A 19395-nucleotide genomic window follows, 5' to 3' on the forward strand; every position below is an offset into this window, starting at 1 on the left:
ACGTCAGTGCATGAATGTTGTGCCAGGTTTAAGTATTGGTAAAGTTGCATTATCCTAACGTCAAATTCAGTTTTTCTGAGGTAAGCCAATGCGGGAGATCAATCTCGATCAGCTGCGCACGCTGATCACCATTGCCGATACCGGCTCCTTCAACGAAGCCGCCCGGCAGCTGCACCTGGCGCCGCCGACGGTCAGCCTGCACATCTCCGAGCTCGAGGGCCGCGTGGGGGCGAAGCTGCTCTCCCGCACCCGGGGCAAAGTCAGGCCGACGGCCATTGGCGAGAACATGGTCGCCCACGCCCGCCGGCTCCTTGCCGACGTCGCCTATGCGCTTGACGACATATCCCGCCAGGCTCAGGGGCTCACCGGCCAGGTCCGGCTAGGCGCCTCCACCGGCGCCATTGCTTACCTCCTGCCCCGGGCCCTTGAAAAGCTGGCGCAGTCCCATCCGCATATTGACGTGCACATCACCATCCTGACGTCGCAGCAGACCCTTGAGCAGCTGAAATCCGGTTCGCTCGATATTGGTATTGTGGCGCTTCCGCAGCCCCGGAGCAGCGGCCTGAAGATTGACGCCTGGCGGCGGGACCCCGTTGTCGCCTTTCTGCCCGCGGACTGGACGGCCCCGGAGTTTGTGACCCCGGAATGGATGATTGCCAGGCCCCTGCTGCTCAACGGCTCCGGCACCCACCTGTCGCAGCTGACCAACGGCTGGTTTGCCGATACCGGCCATAGTCCCACGCCGCGGATCAAGCTGGACTATAACGATGCCATTAAAAGTCTGGTGGGTGCCGGCTATGGCGCCACGCTGCTGCCGCTTGAATCGGGCACCCAGCTAGCCGCCGATAGCCGCATCGCCATTCGCCCCTTACAGCCGCCGCTGTGGAGAGAGCTGGGATTAGCCTGGCGGGAGAGTGAAAACGAGCTTTCGACGCAGCACCTGCTTTCCTCCCTGCGGGAACTGCGCCAGGCGTAGATTCATCGGCCGCTGCCGAATGGGGTTGAGCGCGCGCCGCCGGATCGGCCGGGGCTATCTCCCCGTGGCCTCCCCGCGCAGGGTATCGGGCACGGCCTGTACCCTGCTGACCAGCTCCGCGAGGCTGCCGGCCTGCATCTTTTCCATGACCCTTGCGCGATGCACCTCAACCGTACGCACGGCGATGCTCATCGCTTCGGCAATCTCGCGGTTGATCAGCCCTTTTACCACCAGCCCGAGCAGCTGGCGCTCCTTCGCCGTGAGCTGCTGATAGCAGTTCACTATCTGGCGCCGGGAGATCGCCGTCGAAGAGACCGCCAGCGCGTGTTCCAGCCCCGTTTGCAGCGCCTGAGCCGAAACGGGCTTCTGCAAAAAATCCACCGCCCCGCGCTTCATCTGCTCCACGGCCATCGGCACGTCGCCGTGGCCGGTCAGAAACACCACCGCCAGGGTGCTTTCGCGCCGTCGCAGGGCCTCATGCACCCGCTGGCCGTCCAGCACCGGCATGCGCATATCCAGCAGCAGCACGCCGTGCTGATACAGATCGGCCTCGGCCAGAAACCTTTCGCCCTGCTCCCAGCACCGCACCGCGTAGCCGAGGCTTTCCAGCAGAAAGGCGCAGGCGCGAGTCACCGCCACGTCATCATCCAGCAGATGTATTATCGCCATTGTCACGCTTCTCCTCCCGATGGGTGAAATCCAGTACCACGGCCACTCCGGCCAGCCCGTCGGGCGCCGTCCGGTTGACGATCGCTATCTCCCCCTGACAGTAGCGCACCAGCCGCTGGCAAATTACCAGCCCCAGCCCCATGCCCTCCCGGCGGCTGGTCACAAACGGCTGGAAAACCTGCTGCATCAGCGCGTCATCAATTCCGCCCCCGTTGTCCTGCAGCGTGATGCGCAGGCCGCCGGCTTCGCCAGTCGCCTCAAGCCACACCGCCGTGGCGCCCGCCTGCGCGGCGTTGAGGATCAGGTTAGCCAGCACCTGCTCCAGCAGAACCGGCGGCAGGGTTATCCTCAGGTCGCCGCGGGCTCCGTTGTGCAGCGCCAGCGCGGGAAAATGCTGCGCCATGCCTAACAGCTGCCAGACGTGCTGCAGCGCATCGCCAACGGCGATGCTCTCCCACTCGTCCGTCGGGACGGGGTTTCCCTGCGCCTGGCTGACCCAGCGGCGCAGATTACGCACGGTATCGGCCCCGCGCTGCGCCTGCTGGTCAATATGCTCCAGCGCGGGCAGTAACGGATGCTGCCGATCCTCGGCCTGCAGACGGATCGCGCAGCCCTGCGCATAATGGCGGATAGCCGAAAGCGGCTGGTTCAGCTCATGGGCGAAACCGGAGGTCATCTCCCCCAGCACGCTCATCTGCCTTGCCGTCGCCAGCGCCTGCTCCTGCTGGCGCAGCTGGACGCCATTACGCTCGAGCTGCCTGCCGCGCCGGCGCACCAGCAGCATCACCCAGACGTAGTTCAGCGTCAGCAGGAGCAGCGCCAGCGCCGCGGAGCCCATCAGCAGCCGATGCTGAATCAGCCAGCTTTTAACGTCCAGCCACAGACGCCGCTGCTGCGGATGCTGCTGCACCTCGCGCAGCAGGGCCTCAACCTCGGCGGTAGACGCCGGGGCCCCCCAGTGAAATGCCGCCTGATGCGGCGCATTAAACAGCGCCCGGGTGACCCTGTCGGCGAGGGCATCGCTCACCGCAGGCAGCGCGGCAAACGACCAGTCGGGATAGAGCGGCGTGCTGGTTAAGCAGGGAATGGCGGTCGGCCGCTTTATCAGGGCGACGAAATCGCTTTTATTTATCAGCCCCTCGTGGTCCATTTTCTCCAGCAGACACACCGGGACAATCGCCGCGTCGATCGCCTTTTCGCGCAGGAGATAGATCAGCGCATCGGCGGGAAAGCCGCTAAACGTCAGGCGAAGGTCGCGCTCGGGGCGCAGGCCGCTATCGCTCAGCGCCTTGTATCCCAGCAGGTAGCCGCCGAAGGCCAGCGGGTCGATGGCGCCCACCGTTTTGCCGATCAAATCATGAACGGCGGTGATGCCGCCGTCGCGGCGCACGAGGATCGCGCTGCCGGTGACGTTGCCCGCTGCGGGCGAAGAGCGCAGGGAGGCCAGCCAGCGCAGCGACGCGTGGCTGTTCAGCTGCACAAACTGCGCGGGGTTGGTCACCACAAACTGCACGCTGCCGCTGCTCACCGCCGCCTGCATCTGCGGCAAATCCAGCGGCAGAATATGAAACCGTTCGCCCGGCAGCTGCTGATTGAGCTGCGCCTCCAGCAGCTGCCAGTGGCCGCGCGTGGCCTCCTCTCCGCGCATCGCGAGGACGCCCACCTGCCATGACCCCGCCCACGCCGCGCCGGTCAGCAGCCATGCCAGCCCCAGTAACGCCAGAGATCTCACCGTTTTCTCTCTCACCCCATCATCCATGCCGATTATGTTGTTTTAGATCAACAAGCCGCCGGGTATGTGGTTAACCACAATAGAGCCGCCCGGCGGCGATTTTTACACTGTAAATCATCGACATTGTTTATTCATCATACGTAAACCAACGGCGTGACCCATGTTTCGTTGTTGCCGCGAGAGGGGAGAAAATATGGACAGCAGTAAACGGCAGTTTCTCCAGCAGCTGGGCGTTCTGACCGCCGGCGCCTCGCTGGTGCCGCTGGCGCAGGCAAAATTCCCCCTGTCGCCGGAGCGCCACGGCGGGTCTGCGCAGCGGCGCTATGCGATGCTGGTCGATCTGCGTCGCTGCATCGGCTGCCAGGCCTGTACCGTCAGCTGCGCGATAGAAAACCAGACTCCGCAGGGGGAGTTCCGTACCCACGTCAATCAGTATCAGGTGCGGCTGGCGGATGAGGTGACCAACGTGCTGCTGCCGCGCCTGTGCAACCACTGCGATAGCCCGCCCTGCGTTCCGGTGTGTCCGGTGCAGGCGACCTTTCAGCGCGAGGACGGGATCGTGGTGGTGGACAACACCCGCTGCGTCGGCTGCGCCTACTGCGTGCAGGCCTGCCCCTACGACGCGCGCTTTATCAACCATGAGACGCAAACCGCCGATAAATGTACCTTCTGCGTCCACCGCCTCGAGGCCGGGCTGCTTCCCGCCTGCGTGGAGTCCTGCGTGGGCGGGGCGCGCATCATCGGCGATATCAAGGATCCGCACAGCCGCATCGCGCAGATGCTTCACCAGCATCACGACGACATCAGGGTGCTGAAGCCGGAAAACGGCACCGCCCCCCATGTGTTCTATCTGGGGCTGGACGCGGCGTTTGTTAGCCCATTGATGGGACGGGCGCAGCCCGCTCTCTGGCAGGAGGTTTAAATGACGCATTCAGCGCTGATTGCAGAGGTTCTGACCCAGCCGCAGGAGGTGAGCTGGCTCCCGTGGGCGGTGCAGTATTTCTTTTTTATCGGCATTGCCGCCTGCGGGGCGCTGTTTGCCTGCGCGCTGCGCTGGCGCGCCGGGAGCAGCGAAAAGCTGGAATACCTGACGCTGCTGATTACCCTGACCTGCGCGATAACCGCCCCGCTCGCGCTTACCGCGGATCTCCATCAGACCGCCCGCTTCTGGCACTTTTATGCCTGGCCCACCCCGTGGTCGTGGATGCCGTGGGGAGCCCTGTTTTTACCGCTGTTTACCCTGTTTCTCGGGCTGTGGTTCCTCGCGCTGCTGGCGCAGCGGCTGTGGCGTAAAAGTTACATTGTCACAAAATGGTTAGCCCTCGCCAGCGCCCTGCTGGCGGTCGGTCTGCTGCTCTACACCGGCCGCGAGGTATCGGTGGTGCTGGCCCGCCCGGTGTGGTTCAGCTACGCCCTGCCCGTCGTGATGTTCCTCAGCGCGCTGCAGGCCTTTTTCAGCCTGATAGCGGTGGCCGCGGGGGATGATTTTCACCTGCAGCAGCGGCTGGCGCGGCGACAGCTCGCGGCCCTGATCCTGCTGGCTGCGGTGGTCATCATTTGGCTCAGCGGCGACACGCTCTCCGGCCACGCCATTCGTCAGTGGCTGGCGGTCTCACCGTCGGCCCGGGGCTACGCCGCCGGCTGGGCGCTGCTGTGGGCGGCGTCGCTGGCCTGCTGCGGTCTCGCGCTTCGCCGTCCGCTGGCGCTGCGCGCGCGCGTGGCGCTGGCGGTCGTGGCGATGGCGCTGTGCTGGCTGATCCGCTGGACGCTGCTTATCCAGGTACAAACGATTCCGAAATTCAACGCCGGGTTTAACCCCTATACCCTGCCCGCCGGCACCGACGGCTGGCTGGCGATCCTCGGCACATTTGGCCTGTGGGCGGCGCTGCTGATTATTGTGCGCGAAACCGTAAACGGCCTCGCAAGGAGAGTGCAACATGGCTAATTTAACCCGTCGCCAGTGGCTCAAAGTCGGCCTGGCCGTCGGCGGTATGGCAACCTTCGCCCTCAGCTATCGGGAGGTTGCCAGACGCGCCCTCGACGGCTTGCTCAACGGCACGTCCGGTAAAATCACCCGCGACCGCATCGTTGGCAATGCGCTGATCCCTGAAGCGAACGCGCGGCCCCGCTGGCAGCAAAACCCGCAGCAGGTCATCTCCATGACCCAGTGCTTCGGCTGCTGGACCCAGTGCGGCGTGCGGGTTCGCGTCGATCGTCAAAGCCACAAGGCGCTGCGCATTGCCGGCAACCCCTATCATCCGCTGTCGCACGAGCAGCACGTAGATTCGGCGGTTCCTTTTGCCAGCGCAATGCAGCAGCTGGCGGGCGAAAGCGGCCTCGATGGCCGCTCCACCGCCTGCGCGCGGGGCGCAACGCTGCTGGAAGGGCTCTACAGCCCGCTGCGCATTCTGCAACCGATGAAGCGCGCAGGTAAACGCGGCGAAGGCCGATGGCAGCGCATCAGTTTTGAACAGCTGATCCACGAGGTGGTGGAAGGCGGCGATCTGTTTGGCGAGGGCCACGTTGAGGGCCTGCGCGCCATCCATGCCCCGACAACGCCGGTGGACCCGCAGCATCCCGGGTTCGGCCCCAAAAGCAACCAGCTGCTGGTCACCAATACCAGCGACGACGGTCGCGATACCTTTCTACGCCGCTTTGCGCTGAACAGCTTTGGCAGCAAAAACTTTGGCGCCCACGGCTCATACTGCGGCCTGGCCTACCGCGCGGGCTCCGGTGCGCTGATGGGCGATCTGGATAAAAACCCGCACGTGAAACCCGACTGGGAGCACGTTGAGTTCGCGCTGTTTATAGGCACCTCCCCCGCCCAGTCCGGCAACCCCTTTAAGCGCCAGGCGAGGCAGCTCGCCAGCGCCCGCCTGCGTAGCGACTTCCGCTACGTAGTGGTCGCCCCGGCGCTGCCGTTGACCACGGTGATGGCCGACGAACGCGGCCGCTGGCTGCCGGTGATCCCCGGTAGCGACTCGGCGCTGGCGATGGCGATGATCCGCTGGATAATCGAAAACCAACGCTTTAACGCTGATTACCTGGCGATGCCCGGCGCGCAGGCGATGCGCCAGGCCGGAGAAAAAAGCACCACCAACGCCAGCCATCTGGTGATAACCGATGAGATCCCGGGTCTGGCCGGGCAGCATTTAACCCTCACCCATCTGAGCGCCGGCGGCGCCGATGAGCCGCTGGTCGTTAACGAGGCCGGCGAGCTGGTCTCCGCCGCCACCTGCCCGCGCGCGCAGCTGCTGGTCTCCCGCCGGGTCACGCTTGCCGACGGGCGCGAAGTGACGGTGAAAAGCAGCTTCCTCTGCCTGAAAGAGTCAGCCGAAAAGCTGACGATGGCGCAATACGGCCAGCGGTGCGGCGTGCCGGAGGAAAAAATCATCGCCCTGGCGGATGCCTTTACCCGCCACGGACGCCGGGCGGCGGTTATCACCCACGGCGGGATGATGGCAGGCAACGGTTTTTACAACGCCTGGGCGGTGATGATGCTCAACGCGCTAATTGGCAACCTTAGCCTGCAGGGCGGGGTCTTCGTCGGCGGCGGCCGCTTCAACGGCGCGACCGACGGCCCGCGCTACAATCTGCAGAGCTTCCCCGGCAAGGTGAAGCCCAAAGGGCTGAGCATTGCGCGCAGTAAAACGGCGTATGAATCCTCCGAAGAGTACCGCGACAAGGTGGCGGCCGGGATCTCCCCCTTCCCGGCGAAGGCTCCGTGGTACCCGTTTGTTGCCGGGCAGTTGACCGAGCTGCTGAGCTCGGCGCTGGAGGGGTATCCTTATCCGCTGAAGGCGTGGATCTCCAACATGACCAATCCGCTGTACGGCATTCCTGGCCTGCGGGCCGTGGCGGAGGAGAAGCTCAGGGATCCGCAGCGCCTGCCGCTGTTTATCGCCATTGATGCCTTTATGAACGAAACCACTGCCCTGGCCGATTACATCGTGCCGGATACGCATAATTTCGAAAGCTGGGGATTTAGCGCCCCGTGGGCCGGGGTTGCCAGCAAAGCCAGCACCGCGCGCTGGCCCATTGTTCCGTCGGCGACCGCGCGTAGCGCCGACGGTCAGCCGATCTCGATGGAGTCTTTTTGCATCGCGGTCGCCCGGCGCCTGGAGCTGCCGGGGTTCGGCGATCGTGCAATAACCGACGCCGAGGGCAACAGCTACCCGCTGAATCGCGCCGAGGATTACTACCTGCGCATGGCCGCCAACATCGCGTTTATGGGCAAAACCCCGGTCGCCAAGGCCGTCCAGGAGGACCTCACCCTGACCGGCGTCGAGCGTATTCTGCCGCTTATGGCGCAGACGCTGAAATCCGATGAGGTGAGCCGGGTAGCCTTTATCTACTCGCGCGGGGGCCGCTTCGCCTCCGATAAAAGCGGGCGCAGCGGCAACCAGATAGGCACTAGCTGGGAAAAACCGCTGCAGATCTGGAACGCGGAGGTGGCCGCCCATCGCCACGCTATCACCGGCGAGCGCTACAGCGGCTGCCCGACGTGGTATCCGCCCAGGCTCTCCGACGGCCGCGCTATCGATGAGCTTTTTCCGCCCAGGCAGTGGCCGCTGAAGCTTATTTCCTTTAAGTCGAACACCATGGGCAGCGCTTCGGCGACGATCCCCCGGCTGCACCACCTTAAACCGCTCAACCTGGTGGCGATGAATCCCCTCGACGGCCAGCGTTTCGGCGTGGCGCACGGCGACAGCGTGCGCATTATCACCCCCGGCGGCGAGGTAGAGGCGGGGATCAGCCTGCTGCACGGCGTGATGCCGGGGGTTATCGCTATCGAACACGGCTACGGACATCGGGAACTGGGGGCGGCGCAGCATACGCTGGACGGCGAACCGCTGCCGTTCAGCCCGCAGGTAGGTTCGGGGGTGAACCTGAACGATCTGGGGTTTGCGGACCCGACCCGCAAGGTGAGTAATACCTGGCTGGACTGGGTCTCCGGCGCGGCGGTACGTCAGGGGCTACCGGCGAGGATCGAGCGGGTATAGCGCCCGCGACGATTGCGGTCTCCGGGCGCGCGCTGAAGCCGGCGGGCCCGGCTGGCGGCGTGAGCATCCCGTGGCGGGCTTCGGCCCCGGCGCCGTCTTTAGCGCGGGGCCGCAATCCGAATCGGTGCTGGGCCTAGCGGCTCTTCAGCGCCTGGGGATCGATCTGCGCGACGATCAGCTCGGCAAGATCGTGCTGCTGGTGCACCTTGCCGCATTTAACGATGATCTGCCGGGCGTTGTCGTACCCCGGCGCCCACAGCCGGTTGTTCATCTGCACATCTTTGTAGACCGCAACCAGCGGTTTCTTCCACGCCGCCGCCATGTGGACGATCGACGTATCCGGCGAGATAACCAGGTCGGCTTCGGCAATCAGCGCCATCGCGTGGTGCAGGGTTTTAAACGGATTCACGCTCACCTTTTCCGCAAGCGGAATGCGAATTTCGTTGCGATGATCGAGCAGAATAACGTTGACCCGAGGATACTCCGCCTGCAGCCTGGCGATAAGCGCCGACAGCTGCTCCTGCGACAGGCTGCGGTCCTGATGGCCGGCAAAAATGTTCACCACCGCTTTGGGCCCCTCAATAGCGGCCAGATGCTGGCGAACCTGCTGATGGACATCCTGTGGAATATGCAGGTCGTAGGTCCCGAGATGTTTCTTATCCAGCTGCATATGCTCAGCAATAAAATCAAAGGTTTTGCTGACATGCCAGTTTTCACAATCAAATTTAAACGAGGTGGTGTAATGGTTAATTGATGGCCATTTATTAAAGCCGAGCACCGCTTTTGCTTTTATTTGTCGGAGAAGCAGCATTCGGTGTACGGGCATATCAAACAAAGAGGGGTCAATAACGATATCGTACTTATTATTTGCCAGCTCATTAATAACGGACCGAGGAACGTTGTGGGTAAATTTCCGCAGAAAAGCGGCGGAGTCGACGTTATCAGCCTCATAGATATGGCGGATCCGCGGGTTATGGCGCATCACCTGGCTATTCGATTTAGTCAGCAGGAAATCCACGGTATAGCCCGATTCATGCAGGCATTTCACCAGCGCGGAGTCCACGACCACGTCCCCGACGGCGCCTTCGTTGCGCATCAGCAGCACGGTTTTCGCCGCCCCGACGTCGGCCTCACGACGGGTATGCTGGTCCCAAAACGCTTTTGCAATATACACGCGCATCACGTTACGGACTTTCTTAATAAAATAATTACGGCGCCTGTTCAGTTCCCTTATTTTTTTGAACTTCCGGGGGGATACCTGCACCGCTGCGTTTTCCATCATCATAACCTCGTTACCACTATCAACAGCACCTCGTTAGTCCCATTAAGGACTAAAGAAAATGAGAAAAGTTCGCTTGATTAATAAATTCCTTTCGCTTTAAGCAGCGCAAGGATAGTAATACGTTTCACTATTCCAGCATATCGTTACGCAGATAAAATGAGTGAAATATGGATTTAATGTGGAAGAATGCGGCGCCAGCCGACGGTTTTCATTCGCCGCGGGGAGGATTAGACTGGCGGTTTTATCCCCGGAGAGAACCGCGCATGAACGCACCTGAAAAACCGAACACCCACCAACTGCTGCTGGCGCTGCTCGACGAGCGCCAGGCCCGCTATCGGCTGGTAGAGCATGAGGCGGTGGGGAAATGCGAGGCCGTTTCTGAAATTCGCGGCACCGCGCTCGGACAAGGGGCCAAGGCGCTGGTTTGCAAAGTGAAAGGCCACGGCGTCAATCAGCACCTGCTGGCGATCCTCGCCGCCGACCAGCAGGCCGACCTCGCGCGCCTGGCGCAGCACGTTGGCGGCAGCAAAGCCTCGCTGGCCAGCCCCGCCGAAGTCGATGCGCTAACCGCCTGCGTTTTTGGCGCCATTCCCCCTTTCAGCTTCCATCCGGCGCTGCGCCTGGTGGCCGACCCGCTGCTGTTTGCGAACTTCAGCGAAATCGCCTTTAACGCCGGGCGGCTGGACCGCTCGATTATCCTCAATACGGCAGACTATCTGCGCATCGCCCGCCCCGAGCTGGTTGCCTTTCGCCGGGAAGCCTGAGGAGTCTCCCTCTCTGCCGCGCCAGGGCGGCAGCAGAAAGCGCGCCGGCGTGACAAATAAGCCTGTTTATTCACGCTATTATGCGTAAAGTAGACGGGCTTATTATTTTGGCAAGGATCTCCTGACATGTTCGATACCACCCTGTTCGTGCTTCTGGGGCTGGCCGCGCTCGGCTTTATCAGCCACAACACCACCGTGGCAATCTCTATCCTGGTGTTAATTATCGTGCGCGTCACGCCGCTCAACGTCTTTTTCCCGTGGATTGAAAAACAGGGGCTGACGATCGGTATTATCATTTTGACCATCGGCGTGATGGCGCCTATCGCCAGCGGCACCCTGCCGCCCTCGACGCTGCTGCACTCGTTCGTGAACTGGAAGTCGCTGCTGGCTATCGCCGTCGGGGTGTTTGTCTCCTGGCTCGGCGGGCGCGGTATTTCGCTGATGGGCTCGCAGCCGCAGCTGGTCGCCGGACTGCTGGTGGGAACCGTCCTCGGCGTCGCGCTGTTCCGCGGGGTGCCCGTCGGCCCGCTGATCGCCGCGGGGATCATCTCGCTGTTTATCGGAAAGTCGTAGTCAGGCTGGCAAGATAGCGTCCGGGAGACTGGCCGAGGCCCTTTTTGAACATGGTGATAAAGGCGGTCGTCGAGTCATATCCCAGGCCGTGCGCGGTCTGCTGCACCGTTTGCCCGCGGATCAGCATCTGTAGCGCGAGGATCAGCTGCAGCTGATGGCGCCAGCGGCGAAAGCTAAGGCCGGTTTCGCGAACCACCAGCCGCGCCAGGTTGCGCTCGCTCATTGCGAACTCCGCCGCCCACTGTCCAAGAGTCTGCCACTGTGCCGGCGCCACCGCCATCAGCTCCGCCATCTGGCGGATTTTCGGGTGCGCGGAAACCGGCAGCTGCAGATGCTCCTCCGGCTGCTGCGGCAGCTCGTCAAACAGCACCTGCACCAGCCGTCGGGTGGCGGGAGCGTCGCTCTCGGTCGCGCTGCGCCCGGCAAGGGTCAGGATCAGCTCACGCACCAGCGGAGAGATCTTCAGCGTGCAGCTGCGCTGCGGCATCGGCGCCGCTCCCGGCTCGATAAATAAAAAGCAGATCCGCGCCCCCGGCGTCGCGCGGTTGCTATGGGGCTGCTGGCCCGGTACCCACACCGCATACTGCGGCGGCACCATCCACATTCCGCTTTCCACCTCACAGGTCAGCGCGCCGTGCAGCGCGAGGATCAGCTGCCCCTTGCGGTGCTGGTGGCGCGGAATAAACTGCTCGTCCTCCACCACCCGAATATGGAACGCGAGAGCCGCCTCGTGCCCGCTGTCCGGGTCATAGCCGTCAAGATTTAATCCAATCATCAGATTGTCCGATATTAGCGATAATCTGTCATTTTAGCTTGATTTAAACATTCGGCAAACGCGCTATTGTAGCCTCCCTGTTTACTCGTTTGAGATAGCCATGAGTTCTGTTCTTCCTTCTGCCGGCCGCCGTAATCTGCTGCTGATTGCCGGTATTTTATTTATCGCCACCACGCTGCGCGTGACCTTTACCGGCGCCGCCCCGCTGCTCGACGCCATTCGCGCGGAGTACGGGCTGACCACCGCCCAAACCGGGCTGTTAACCACCCTGCCGCTGCTGGCCTTTGGCCTGGTTTCGCCGCTGGCGGCAGGCGTTGCCCGCCGCTTTGGTATCGAGCGCAGCCTGCTGATCGCGCTGGGGCTGATTTGCCTCGGCATCGGCCTGCGCTCGCTGCCTTCCGCAGCCATGCTGTTTGGCGGAACGGCCGTAATAGGCTGCGGGATTGCGTTAGGCAACGTGCTGCTGCCGGGCTTAATCAAGCGCGATTTTTCGCAGCACGTGGCTAAAATGACCGGCGCCTACTCGCTCACCATGGGTGCCGCCGCGGCGCTGGGCTCCGCCATGGTGGTCCCGCTGGCGCTGTCCGGCTTTGGCTGGCGCGGGGCGCTGTTGATGCTGATGGTCTTCCCGCTGCTGGCGCTGTTCATCTGGCTGCCGCAGTCGCGCAAAGAGGCCGCCGCCCCGCTGACCGCGTCAGGCGCCCTGCACAACCGTGGGATCTGGCGCTCGGCGCTGGCCTGGCAGGTGACGCTATTCCTCGGCATTAACTCGCTGGTGTATTACGTGATAATCGGCTGGCTGCCGGCCATTTTGCAGAGCCTCGGCTATAGCGAAGCGCAGGCCGGCTCCCTGCACGGTCTGCTTCAGCTGGCCACCGCCGCGCCGGGTCTCGCGATCCCGCTGATTCTGCACCGCCTGAAAGACCAGCGCGGCATCGCGGTGCTGGTGGCGCTGATGTGCGCCGTCAGCTCGGCCGGGCTGTGGCTGGCGCCGGGGCAGGCGGTTCTCTGGACGCTGATCTTTGGTTTCGGTTCCGGGGCAACGATGATTCTGGGGCTGACCTTTATCGGCCTGCGCGCCAGCTCGGCGCACCAGGCGGCGGCCCTCTCCGGCATGGCGCAGGCCGTTGGCTATCTGCTGGCCGCCTGCGGGCCGCCGGTGATGGGGAAAATTCATGATGCCAACGGCGACTGGCATATTCCGCTCATCGCCGTAGCGCTGACCGCCGTGGTGATGGCCATATTCGGCGCCCTTGCCGGCCGCGCCAGGGAGATTAACGGCTAAAGCGCTCTTTTGCCCTCGGCCTTACGGCCCCGGCGTTCCGGGGTCGTGACGGGGTTCAGAGCGCGCTATTGGCTGGCGGCGCGTAGAAAGGCGTGCACCAGCGGCGACGGGCTTCCGGCCAGCGCGTTGCGCTCGTGCTGGAACAGGGTCGCGACAAAGAACGGATGCGTTACCAGCTCCACCGCCCGAATATCCCCCTCTTCGTCCCAGCCGGTCACCCGCAGGTCGCCTTGCTCCAGCTCGCGGGCAAACTCCTCGGCAATGCCGTAGCTGCAGTGATAGCCCTCTTCGATGCTGTCGCGGCCGTAGGCGCGGGCAATCAGCGTATTCGCGCGCAGCTCAATCGCCGCCGTTTTCTCCACCAGCGAGCAGCTCAGCGGCGCAATCACCATTCGCCCTTCGCTATCCGTTTCCGCATGCGCCGCATCCTGCCAGCCCAGGACGTTGCGCGCATACTCAACGATCGCGTGCTGAAAACCGCCGCAGGTGCCGAGGAACGGAATACTGTTTTCGCGCGCATAGCGGATCGCGATAAACGCGCCGGCGGCATTTTTATAGGGGCTGGCGGGGACCACCCAGATGGCGTCATAGTCGGCGAGCGCTTCGGCATCGTGGATATCGCTGGTTGCCAGCCAGTCGTAGCGCAGAGGCAGCTCCAGCACGGCAGCAGCATCGTCGATGGCCAGGGGAATCGCTTTGTGAGCGACAACGTCAGGGTTGTAGTCGCCAACCAGGGCAATACGCAGGGGAGTGTTCATAGCAGGGTCCTTATGTCAGAACGATTTTCGGGCAACACAAGGAGCCTCAGGTTAGCGATCTCCCTCACGGAACACAATCCTTATTTTCCGCCCGGCGGGCGATCCGCATTTGGCGTGAGAGGCGCTGCCCGCGCTGAAAATAAATTAAATGCTCTCTCCGCTTTTTGACTATCTTATTCAATTCCCGCCATTTATTTACCCCGCTCTTTTTGTAGCTACTTTGTTAAATAAAAAAACAGTGTTATTACTCTCGCAAAAAAGGAATTATTCACTTTATTTATAAATCAGCCTGTTAAATAATCCGTAATGATTTATTAAGCAGTAGAGGCAGCAAGATGCGTTTCAGTACCATGTCCGATAGCGAAATTATCTCTGAACTGTGCCGCAGAATTAAAGAAACGCGTATGCAGCTCGGGCTCTCCCAAATTGAACTCGCCGAACGTGCGCAGGTCGGCGCAGCAACCATCAAACGCGTAGAATTAGGTGAATCTGTTACCCTGAGCACGCTAATCGGAATATTGCGCGGTCTCGATCGTTTGCATCAGCTGGAGTCCGTTTTATTCGATTCGCACATTCGTACTTTTAATGCGCAAATCAACGCCACCGCCCCTCCCCGCATCCGTATTCGCAAAAAAGCGCAGCCGCCAAAAGAGAAATGCGCCGTTGTCGAAAAGGCCAGCGACGCGAACGCCACCATTAACGAATGGTACACTTCGTCAGCGTCTCACAGCGTTGTCTGGTCTTTTCCGCCATCGGAAGCAGAGAAAAAAAGCTAGCCTGGCAGGGGAAATCGCCCGCCGGCTGAGGCAGCTGCGCGGGCAAAGAATAGCCGAAAAAAAACCGCCTGCGGCGCAGGCGGCGTGAGCAAACGTCAGGATTCGCAGACCGCGACTTTAATCGCCAGCCCGCCGCGGGCGGTTTCGCGATACTTGGCGTTCATGTCTTTACCCGTCTCAAACATGGTATCGATGACCTTATCCAGCGAAACCTTCGGATCGCTGGTGCGGTGCATCGCCATGCTGGCGGAGTTGATCGCCTTCACCGCCGCAATCGCGTTGCGCTCGATACAGGGCACCTGAACCTGGCCAGCAACCGGGTCGCAGGTCAGCCCAAGGTTGTGCTCCATGCCGATTTCAGCGGCAATGCAAACCTTCTCCGGGCTGCCGCCCAGCAGCTCCGCCAGCCCGGCGGAAGCCATCGAACACGCCACGCCCACCTCCCCCTGGCAGCCAACTTCCGCGCCGGAAATGGAGGCGTTCATTTTGTACAATATGCCTACCGCGCCGGCGGTCAGGAAGTAGCGCATATAGATTTCCGGCGTCACCGTTTTGATAAAGCGGTCGTAATAGGCCAGCACCGCCGGCACGATGCCGCAGGCGCCGTTGGTGGGCGCAGTGACCACCCGGCCGCCGGAGGCGTTCTCTTCCCCGACCGCCATCGCGAACATATTGACCCAGTCCATCGCGCTGAGCGGCGTTATGGACTGGCTCTGGGGAGCCAGCACGCGGTGCAGCGCGGAGGCGCGACGCGGCACCTTTAACGGCCCCGGCAGAAGGCCTTCGGTGCTCATGCCCCGATTAATGGCGTTTCTCATGGTCTCCCAGATTTTCGCCATATTTTGCTCAACGCTTTCTCTGCCGTGGCGGGCAACCTCATTTTTCATCATCACCGCGGAAATCGACAGGCAGTTATCGTGGCAGTGCGCCAGCAGGTTGCGCGCGGAGTAGAACGGGAACGGGATATCGACCTCCGCATCCTGGCTCTTGCCGAACTCCTCCTCGGTGACGATAAAGCCGCCGCCGATGGAGTAGTAGGTCTGGAAGTGGACGATTTTTCCGTCGCAAAGCGCGGTGATGCTCATACCGTTCTCATGCAGCGGTAAAAACTCATTATGAAAACGCATGCACTCCACCACCGGGAACTCAATTTCCCGCTGGCCCTCTTCAATACGCAGACGCTGCAGGGTATTAACGTCACGGATAATCGTGGGAATGGCGTCGATATCGACGGTATCCGGCAAATAACCCGAGAGTCCAAGAATAATCGCAATATCGGTATGGTGGCCCTTACCGGTTAACGAAAGGGAGCCGTAGACGTCCACCACCAGGCGAGTCACTTTATGCAGCAGGCCCTTTTCCTGCAGGGTATCAACAAACTGTTTTCCCGCTTTCATCGGCCCGACGGTGTGTGAGCTGGAGGGCCCGATACTGATTTTAAAAATATCGAAAACGCTAATCATGTGGCACCCATAGGGTTACAAAGCAAAACGAATGCGCCTCCCGTGACGGGAGGCGCCGGGAGCTTAGCTGAACAGAGAGTAGAAGATGGCGGAGATGGCAATCAGCCCAATCACCACCACAAACGCGTTGCTGATGTGGCCGCTGTATTTACGCATGGCCGGTACTTTATTGATGGCGTACATCGGCATCAGGAACAGGATCATGGCGATAACCGGGCCGCCCAGGGTTTCGATCATCCCCAGAATGCTTGGGTTGAGGGTCGCCACTATCCAGGTGGTCACCAGCATGAACAGCGCGGTGATCTTGTTCAGTTTGGTAATTTCAATGGTTTTACCTTTACCGCGCAGGGACTTGATAACCATACCGTTAAAGCCTTCACGCGCGCCGAGGTAGTGGCCGAGGAAGGATTTGGTAATCGCGATCATGGCGATAATCGGCGCCATCCAGGCAATCAGCGGCGCGTTAAAGTGGTTTGCCAGATAGGAGAGGATGGAGATGTTTTGCGCCTTCGCTTCCGCGAGGTTTGCCGGAGAGAGGCTCAGCACGCAGCTGAACACGAAGAACATCACCGTCAGCACCATCATGATGTGCGCATAGCTGAGGATGCGGGCGCATTTACGTTCGGCGTCCTGACCATATTCTTCCCGTTTCGCCACCGCGAAGGAGGAGATAATCGGCGAGTGGTTGAAGGAAAACACCATCACCGGAATAGCCAGCCACAGCGTCATCCACAGACCGTTACCGGTGGCGGCAGCGCTGCTGAACGACAGGGTATCCAGTACCGCACCGTTCCACTGAGGAATCAAATAGAGCGCCAGGACCATCAGCGCCGCGACAAACGGGAATACCAGTACGCTCATGGCCTTAACAATCATTTTTTCGCCAAAACGCACAATGCCCATCATGCCCACAATTAAAATCAGCGATAAAATTGCGCGCGGCGGAGAAACCAGGCCGAGCTGATGGGTAATAAAGCTGTCGACGGTATTGGTGATCGCGACGCTATAAACCAGCAGAATCGGGTAAATCGCAAAGAAGTACAGCAGGGTAATCAGCTTGCCGGCACCGACACCAAAATGCTCCTCCACTACTTCGGTAATATCTTCGCCAGGATTTTTACCTGAGAGCACGAAACGGGTTAAACCGCGGTGGGCGAAAAAGGTCATCGGAAAGGCGAGGATGGCCATGATGATCAGCGGAATCAGGCCGCCACCCCCGGCGTTAATCGGCAGAAAAAGCACCCCGGCGCCAATCGCCGTCCCGTACAGCCCCAGCATCCAGACGGTGTCACTTTTTCTCCAGCCGCTGCTTTCGCGAGCAACGAGGGTATTTTGAACGCTTTCCATAATATGGCCTCAATAATATAGAGAGGAGCCAGATTTAACTGACTCTGTTTCAGGTAATAAATTGCTGTGTTTGTTTTGCTATTTTATTAAATTAAGCCAAACTGATGTATATACGGCGATCACATAACCTGATTTATCGCGAGGACTTTTAAAGTATCAAAAATAGCACCTGAAATTTAATATATTTTTAAGGTATCATTTTTAATACGTTATTATAAATAAGAGATTTTCAGAAGGCGTAAAATAATATATTACAAGAGCGCTATAGCGGAGAAAAGTCCCGTTTTTAAACTAAAAAAACCCGCAGAGATACGGGCTGATTCAAAGCGCAAAATCCATTTGTAGCAATAACAACTCAATGTGTCCTGCGCTATTCTATGCGTCGTGCAAAAAAATAACACTCCTGATTCCAGGGGGATTCCCCCGCTTTGACAACAGGCCGGCCCGCCGGCGGCGACGCCCTGACGACGCTTTGGCAGTCGGTGCGGCAGATGATAATATCGGTATCGCCACACGCTGCCGTCAGCTTTCCGCGCCTGCTGCGGAATCGATGAGGCATTACGGTGAATTTTTTATACCGGAGAGACCGATGCAAAAACCACTTCCCATTACGGCCGATGAGGGGACGACCCGTTTGCTTTCGCCCCGCCCCGGCGGCGGTAAGCTACTGGTGAGCGCCTGCCTGATGGGGTTCCAGGTACGCTATAACGGCAGCGACAAGGCGCAGCTGGCCGAGACTCTGGCGCGCTGGCAGCGCGAAAACCGGCTGTTTATCCACTGCCCCGAGCTGGCCGCCGGGCTACCGGTGCCGAGACTGCCGGCGGAAATTGTCGACTCTCAGGGCGCGGAGGTGATGCAAAATCGCGGGCGCATCGTGGAAAGCGATGGCCACGACGTCACCGCACACTATCAGCTGGCCGCCTGGCTGGCGCTGAAGGCCGCCCGGGAGGAGGGCTGCCAGGCGGCGCTGCTCACCGACGGCAGCCCGACCTGCGGCAGCCAGTTTATCTACGACGGCTCCTTTAGCGGGCAGCGCAAGCCCGGCTCCGGCGTGGCGGCAGCGCTGCTGCGCGAACAGGGTATTACGGTTTTTTCCGACGGGCAGATCCCGCAGCTGCTTGCCTGGATGCAACGGATGGAGAATAGCGATGATTCAATGTAAACGCGTCTACGATCCGGCCGACGACGGCGACGGCTATCGCGTGCTGGTCGACAGGCTTTGGCCTCGGGGGATTAAAAAAGAGGCGCTGCGCTACGATGAGTGGTGCAAAACCCTGACCCCATCCGCGGAGCTGCGCAAGGCCCTGCACGGCGACGTTATCGACTTCGCCAGCTTCCGCGAGCAGTATTGCCGGGAGCTGGAAAGCCATCGTGACGAGGGGCTACGCCTGGCCACGCTGGCTCACCGGCAGCCGCTAACGCTGATCTACGCCGCAAAAGATACCCGGCAAAACCACGCGCTGGTGCTGGCCGAGTGGCTGGAAAACCTGCCGGTCGGCGAGGTTACGCCTTAGCAGGATGATCCCGGCGCCACAGCTCCCATTCATCGAGGGTTTCACCGCCGGGCAGCCTGCAGTCGCTACGCACGCCCTGCGGCGTCTGTACCGGTATCAGCTTACCGCCCTTCTCGCCGCAGTAGACCGAGGCCGGGTTCGCCATGCCGATTGACTTCGGCGGCGGCGGTGCATCCGGCGGCGTTGTCGGCTTCGCACATCCGGCCAGCGCCAGCGGCAGTAGTATTGTCATCCACTTCATTTTGACTCCTTCTATTGACCAGCGCCGCGATGAGGGCCCTGATTCTTCACGATTTCTCCATTTTAACTACACTTTTGCGCCGTAGAGTAGCCCTTGTTCTCGAATTGACCAGAGAACAGATCATTCCATAATCAATGAGTTTTTCCCCGTCGCCCCCGACGGGGCTTTTTTTCCCACTGCGACCGCAGGTATTCCCGCCGCTAATGTGTTAAATTTGTTGTATCTATGTTTACTTTT

18 protein-coding genes are annotated in these 19395 nt (G+C 60.8%); 10 read left to right on the plus strand and 8 right to left on the minus strand.

Going from position 1 to position 19395, the window contains the following annotated elements:
- Positions 1 to 88: 88 nt before the first annotated feature.
- Complete coding sequence (locus tag M2416_RS01250) at positions 89 to 976, plus strand: LysR family transcriptional regulator (RefSeq protein WP_076945287.1); 888 nt, start codon at positions 89 to 91, stop codon at positions 974 to 976.
- A gap of 54 nt (positions 977 to 1030) precedes the next feature.
- Here M2416_RS01250 and ttrR read toward each other — a convergent pair whose 3' ends face one another.
- On the minus strand, positions 1031 to 1645 hold the full coding sequence (gene ttrR, locus M2416_RS01255; RefSeq protein ID WP_041147584.1) for a tetrathionate respiration response regulator TtrR: 615 nt from the start codon (positions 1643 to 1645) through the stop codon (positions 1031 to 1033).
- A complete protein-coding gene (gene ttrS, locus M2416_RS01260; RefSeq protein WP_259221700.1) occupies positions 1620 to 3392 on the minus strand; it encodes a tetrathionate respiration histidine kinase TtrS in 1773 nt (590 codons plus the stop codon). The genes ttrR and ttrS overlap by 26 nt, the downstream gene beginning before the upstream one ends.
- Positions 3393 to 3570: 178 nt before the next feature.
- On the opposite strand from ttrS, the gene ttrB reads away from it, so the two are divergent.
- Genes ttrB through ttrA form a run of 3 tightly spaced genes read left to right on the plus strand, consistent with a single transcriptional unit; the run spans position 3571 to position 8380 of the window.
- A complete protein-coding gene (gene ttrB / locus M2416_RS01265) occupies positions 3571 to 4299 on the plus strand; it encodes a tetrathionate reductase subunit TtrB (protein ID WP_041145060.1) in 729 nt (242 codons plus the stop codon).
- Complete coding sequence (ttrC, locus tag M2416_RS01270; protein WP_259221703.1) at positions 4300 to 5322, plus strand: tetrathionate reductase subunit TtrC; 1023 nt, start codon at positions 4300 to 4302, stop codon at positions 5320 to 5322. It begins immediately after the preceding gene.
- On the plus strand, positions 5315 to 8380 hold the full coding sequence (ttrA, locus tag M2416_RS01275; RefSeq protein WP_259221704.1) for a tetrathionate reductase subunit TtrA: 3066 nt from the start codon (positions 5315 to 5317) through the stop codon (positions 8378 to 8380). Before ttrC ends, ttrA begins: the two co-directional genes overlap by 8 nt.
- A gap of 133 nt (positions 8381 to 8513) precedes the next feature.
- Here the strand turns inward: ttrA and M2416_RS01280 are convergent, their stop codons facing one another.
- Positions 8514 to 9662 (minus strand): glycosyltransferase family 9 protein, encoded by a 1149-nt coding sequence (locus M2416_RS01280; protein ID WP_076945500.1) that lies wholly within the window; start codon positions 9660 to 9662, stop codon positions 8514 to 8516.
- A 263-nt stretch (positions 9663 to 9925) separates the two neighbouring features.
- Here M2416_RS01280 and M2416_RS01285 point away from each other — a divergent pair, with 263 nt between their 5' ends.
- Both M2416_RS01285 and M2416_RS01290 read left to right on the plus strand, forming a co-directional pair.
- A complete protein-coding gene (locus tag M2416_RS01285) occupies positions 9926 to 10426 on the plus strand; it encodes a YbaK/prolyl-tRNA synthetase associated domain-containing protein (protein ID WP_259221708.1) in 501 nt (166 codons plus the stop codon).
- 126 nt (positions 10427 to 10552) lie between these two features.
- Positions 10553 to 10999, plus strand: coding sequence for a DUF441 domain-containing protein (locus tag M2416_RS01290; protein ID WP_041145056.1), 447 nt, complete (start codon positions 10553 to 10555; stop codon positions 10997 to 10999).
- Here the strand turns inward: M2416_RS01290 and M2416_RS01295 are convergent.
- Positions 10983 to 11777: an AraC family transcriptional regulator gene (locus tag M2416_RS01295; RefSeq protein ID WP_167692454.1), complete on the minus strand. Its 795-nt coding sequence runs from the start codon at positions 11775 to 11777 to the stop codon at positions 10983 to 10985. The two genes, M2416_RS01290 and M2416_RS01295, sit on opposite strands and share 17 nt — an antisense overlap.
- Positions 11778 to 11874: 97 nt before the next feature.
- Between M2416_RS01295 and M2416_RS01300 the strand changes: the two genes are divergently transcribed.
- Complete coding sequence (locus M2416_RS01300; RefSeq protein ID WP_259221711.1) at positions 11875 to 13059, plus strand: CynX/NimT family MFS transporter; 1185 nt, start codon at positions 11875 to 11877, stop codon at positions 13057 to 13059.
- Positions 13060 to 13124: 65 nt separating this feature from the next.
- Here M2416_RS01300 and M2416_RS01305 read toward each other — a convergent pair whose 3' ends face one another.
- The gene (locus M2416_RS01305) at positions 13125 to 13817 is read right to left on the minus strand and encodes a CTP synthase C-terminal region-related (seleno)protein (RefSeq protein ID WP_076945280.1); all 693 of its coding nucleotides are present in this window, start codon (positions 13815 to 13817) and stop codon (positions 13125 to 13127) included.
- Between the two features lie 335 nt (positions 13818 to 14152).
- On the opposite strand from M2416_RS01305, the gene M2416_RS01310 reads away from it, so the two are divergent.
- Positions 14153 to 14593, plus strand: coding sequence for a helix-turn-helix domain-containing protein (locus tag M2416_RS01310; RefSeq protein ID WP_259221714.1), 441 nt, complete (start codon positions 14153 to 14155; stop codon positions 14591 to 14593).
- Positions 14594 to 14688: 95 nt separating this feature from the next.
- Here M2416_RS01310 and M2416_RS01315 read toward each other — a convergent pair whose 3' ends face one another.
- Entirely contained in the window at positions 14689 to 16056 is a 1368-nt protein-coding gene (locus tag M2416_RS01315; RefSeq protein WP_041145051.1) for an L-serine ammonia-lyase, read from the minus strand.
- Between the two features lie 63 nt (positions 16057 to 16119).
- Complete coding sequence (locus M2416_RS01320; RefSeq protein WP_041145050.1) at positions 16120 to 17403, minus strand: HAAAP family serine/threonine permease; 1284 nt, start codon at positions 17401 to 17403, stop codon at positions 16120 to 16122.
- A 685-nt stretch (positions 17404 to 18088) separates the two neighbouring features.
- On the opposite strand from M2416_RS01320, the gene M2416_RS01325 reads away from it, so the two are divergent.
- On the plus strand, positions 18089 to 18565 hold the full coding sequence (locus M2416_RS01325; protein ID WP_259222853.1) for a 2-thiouracil desulfurase family protein: 477 nt from the start codon (positions 18089 to 18091) through the stop codon (positions 18563 to 18565).
- Positions 18552 to 18917, plus strand: coding sequence for a DUF488 domain-containing protein (locus M2416_RS01330; RefSeq protein WP_076945278.1), 366 nt, complete (start codon positions 18552 to 18554; stop codon positions 18915 to 18917). The genes M2416_RS01325 and M2416_RS01330 overlap by 14 nt, the downstream gene beginning before the upstream one ends.
- Here the strand turns inward: M2416_RS01330 and M2416_RS01335 are convergent.
- The gene (locus tag M2416_RS01335) at positions 18907 to 19158 is read right to left on the minus strand and encodes a putative hemolysin (protein WP_041145048.1); all 252 of its coding nucleotides are present in this window, start codon (positions 19156 to 19158) and stop codon (positions 18907 to 18909) included. The genes M2416_RS01330 and M2416_RS01335 overlap by 11 nt on opposite strands.
- Between the last annotated feature and the right edge of the window lie 237 nt (positions 19159 to 19395).

Origin of the sequence: Klebsiella sp. BIGb0132 (assembly GCF_024810075.1) — a bacterium.
Taxonomy (GTDB): domain Bacteria; phylum Pseudomonadota; class Gammaproteobacteria; order Enterobacterales; family Enterobacteriaceae; genus Klebsiella; species Klebsiella terrigena.

Bases quoted from the DNA above. Each gene is read 5' to 3' on its own strand.
- M2416_RS01250 (WP_076945287.1), top strand. From the start codon at position 89: ATGCGGGAGATCAATCTCGATCAGCTGCGCACGCTGATCACCATTGCC.
- ttrR (WP_041147584.1), bottom strand. From the start codon at position 1,645: ATGGCGATAATACATCTGCTGGATGATGACGTGGCGGTGACTCGCGCC.
- ttrB (WP_041145060.1), top strand. From the start codon at position 3,571: ATGGACAGCAGTAAACGGCAGTTTCTCCAGCAGCTGGGCGTTCTGACC.
- ttrC (WP_259221703.1), top strand. From the start codon at position 4,300: ATGACGCATTCAGCGCTGATTGCAGAGGTTCTGACCCAGCCGCAGGAG.
- ttrA (WP_259221704.1), top strand. From the start codon at position 5,315: ATGGCTAATTTAACCCGTCGCCAGTGGCTCAAAGTCGGCCTGGCCGTC.
- M2416_RS01280 (WP_076945500.1), bottom strand. From the start codon at position 9,662: ATGATGGAAAACGCAGCGGTGCAGGTATCCCCCCGGAAGTTCAAAAAA.
- M2416_RS01285 (WP_259221708.1), top strand. From the start codon at position 9,926: ATGAACGCACCTGAAAAACCGAACACCCACCAACTGCTGCTGGCGCTG.
- M2416_RS01290 (WP_041145056.1), top strand. From the start codon at position 10,553: ATGTTCGATACCACCCTGTTCGTGCTTCTGGGGCTGGCCGCGCTCGGC.
- M2416_RS01300 (WP_259221711.1), top strand. From the start codon at position 11,875: ATGAGTTCTGTTCTTCCTTCTGCCGGCCGCCGTAATCTGCTGCTGATT.
- M2416_RS01305 (WP_076945280.1), bottom strand. From the start codon at position 13,817: ATGAACACTCCCCTGCGTATTGCCCTGGTTGGCGACTACAACCCTGAC.
- M2416_RS01310 (WP_259221714.1), top strand. From the start codon at position 14,153: ATGCGTTTCAGTACCATGTCCGATAGCGAAATTATCTCTGAACTGTGC.
- M2416_RS01315 (WP_041145051.1), bottom strand. From the start codon at position 16,056: ATGATTAGCGTTTTCGATATTTTTAAAATCAGTATCGGGCCCTCCAGC.
- M2416_RS01320 (WP_041145050.1), bottom strand. From the start codon at position 17,403: ATGGAAAGCGTTCAAAATACCCTCGTTGCTCGCGAAAGCAGCGGCTGG.
- M2416_RS01325 (WP_259222853.1), top strand. From the start codon at position 18,089: ATGGGGTTCCAGGTACGCTATAACGGCAGCGACAAGGCGCAGCTGGCC.
- M2416_RS01330 (WP_076945278.1), top strand. From the start codon at position 18,552: ATGATTCAATGTAAACGCGTCTACGATCCGGCCGACGACGGCGACGGC.
- M2416_RS01335 (WP_041145048.1), bottom strand. From the start codon at position 19,158: ATGAAGTGGATGACAATACTACTGCCGCTGGCGCTGGCCGGATGTGCG.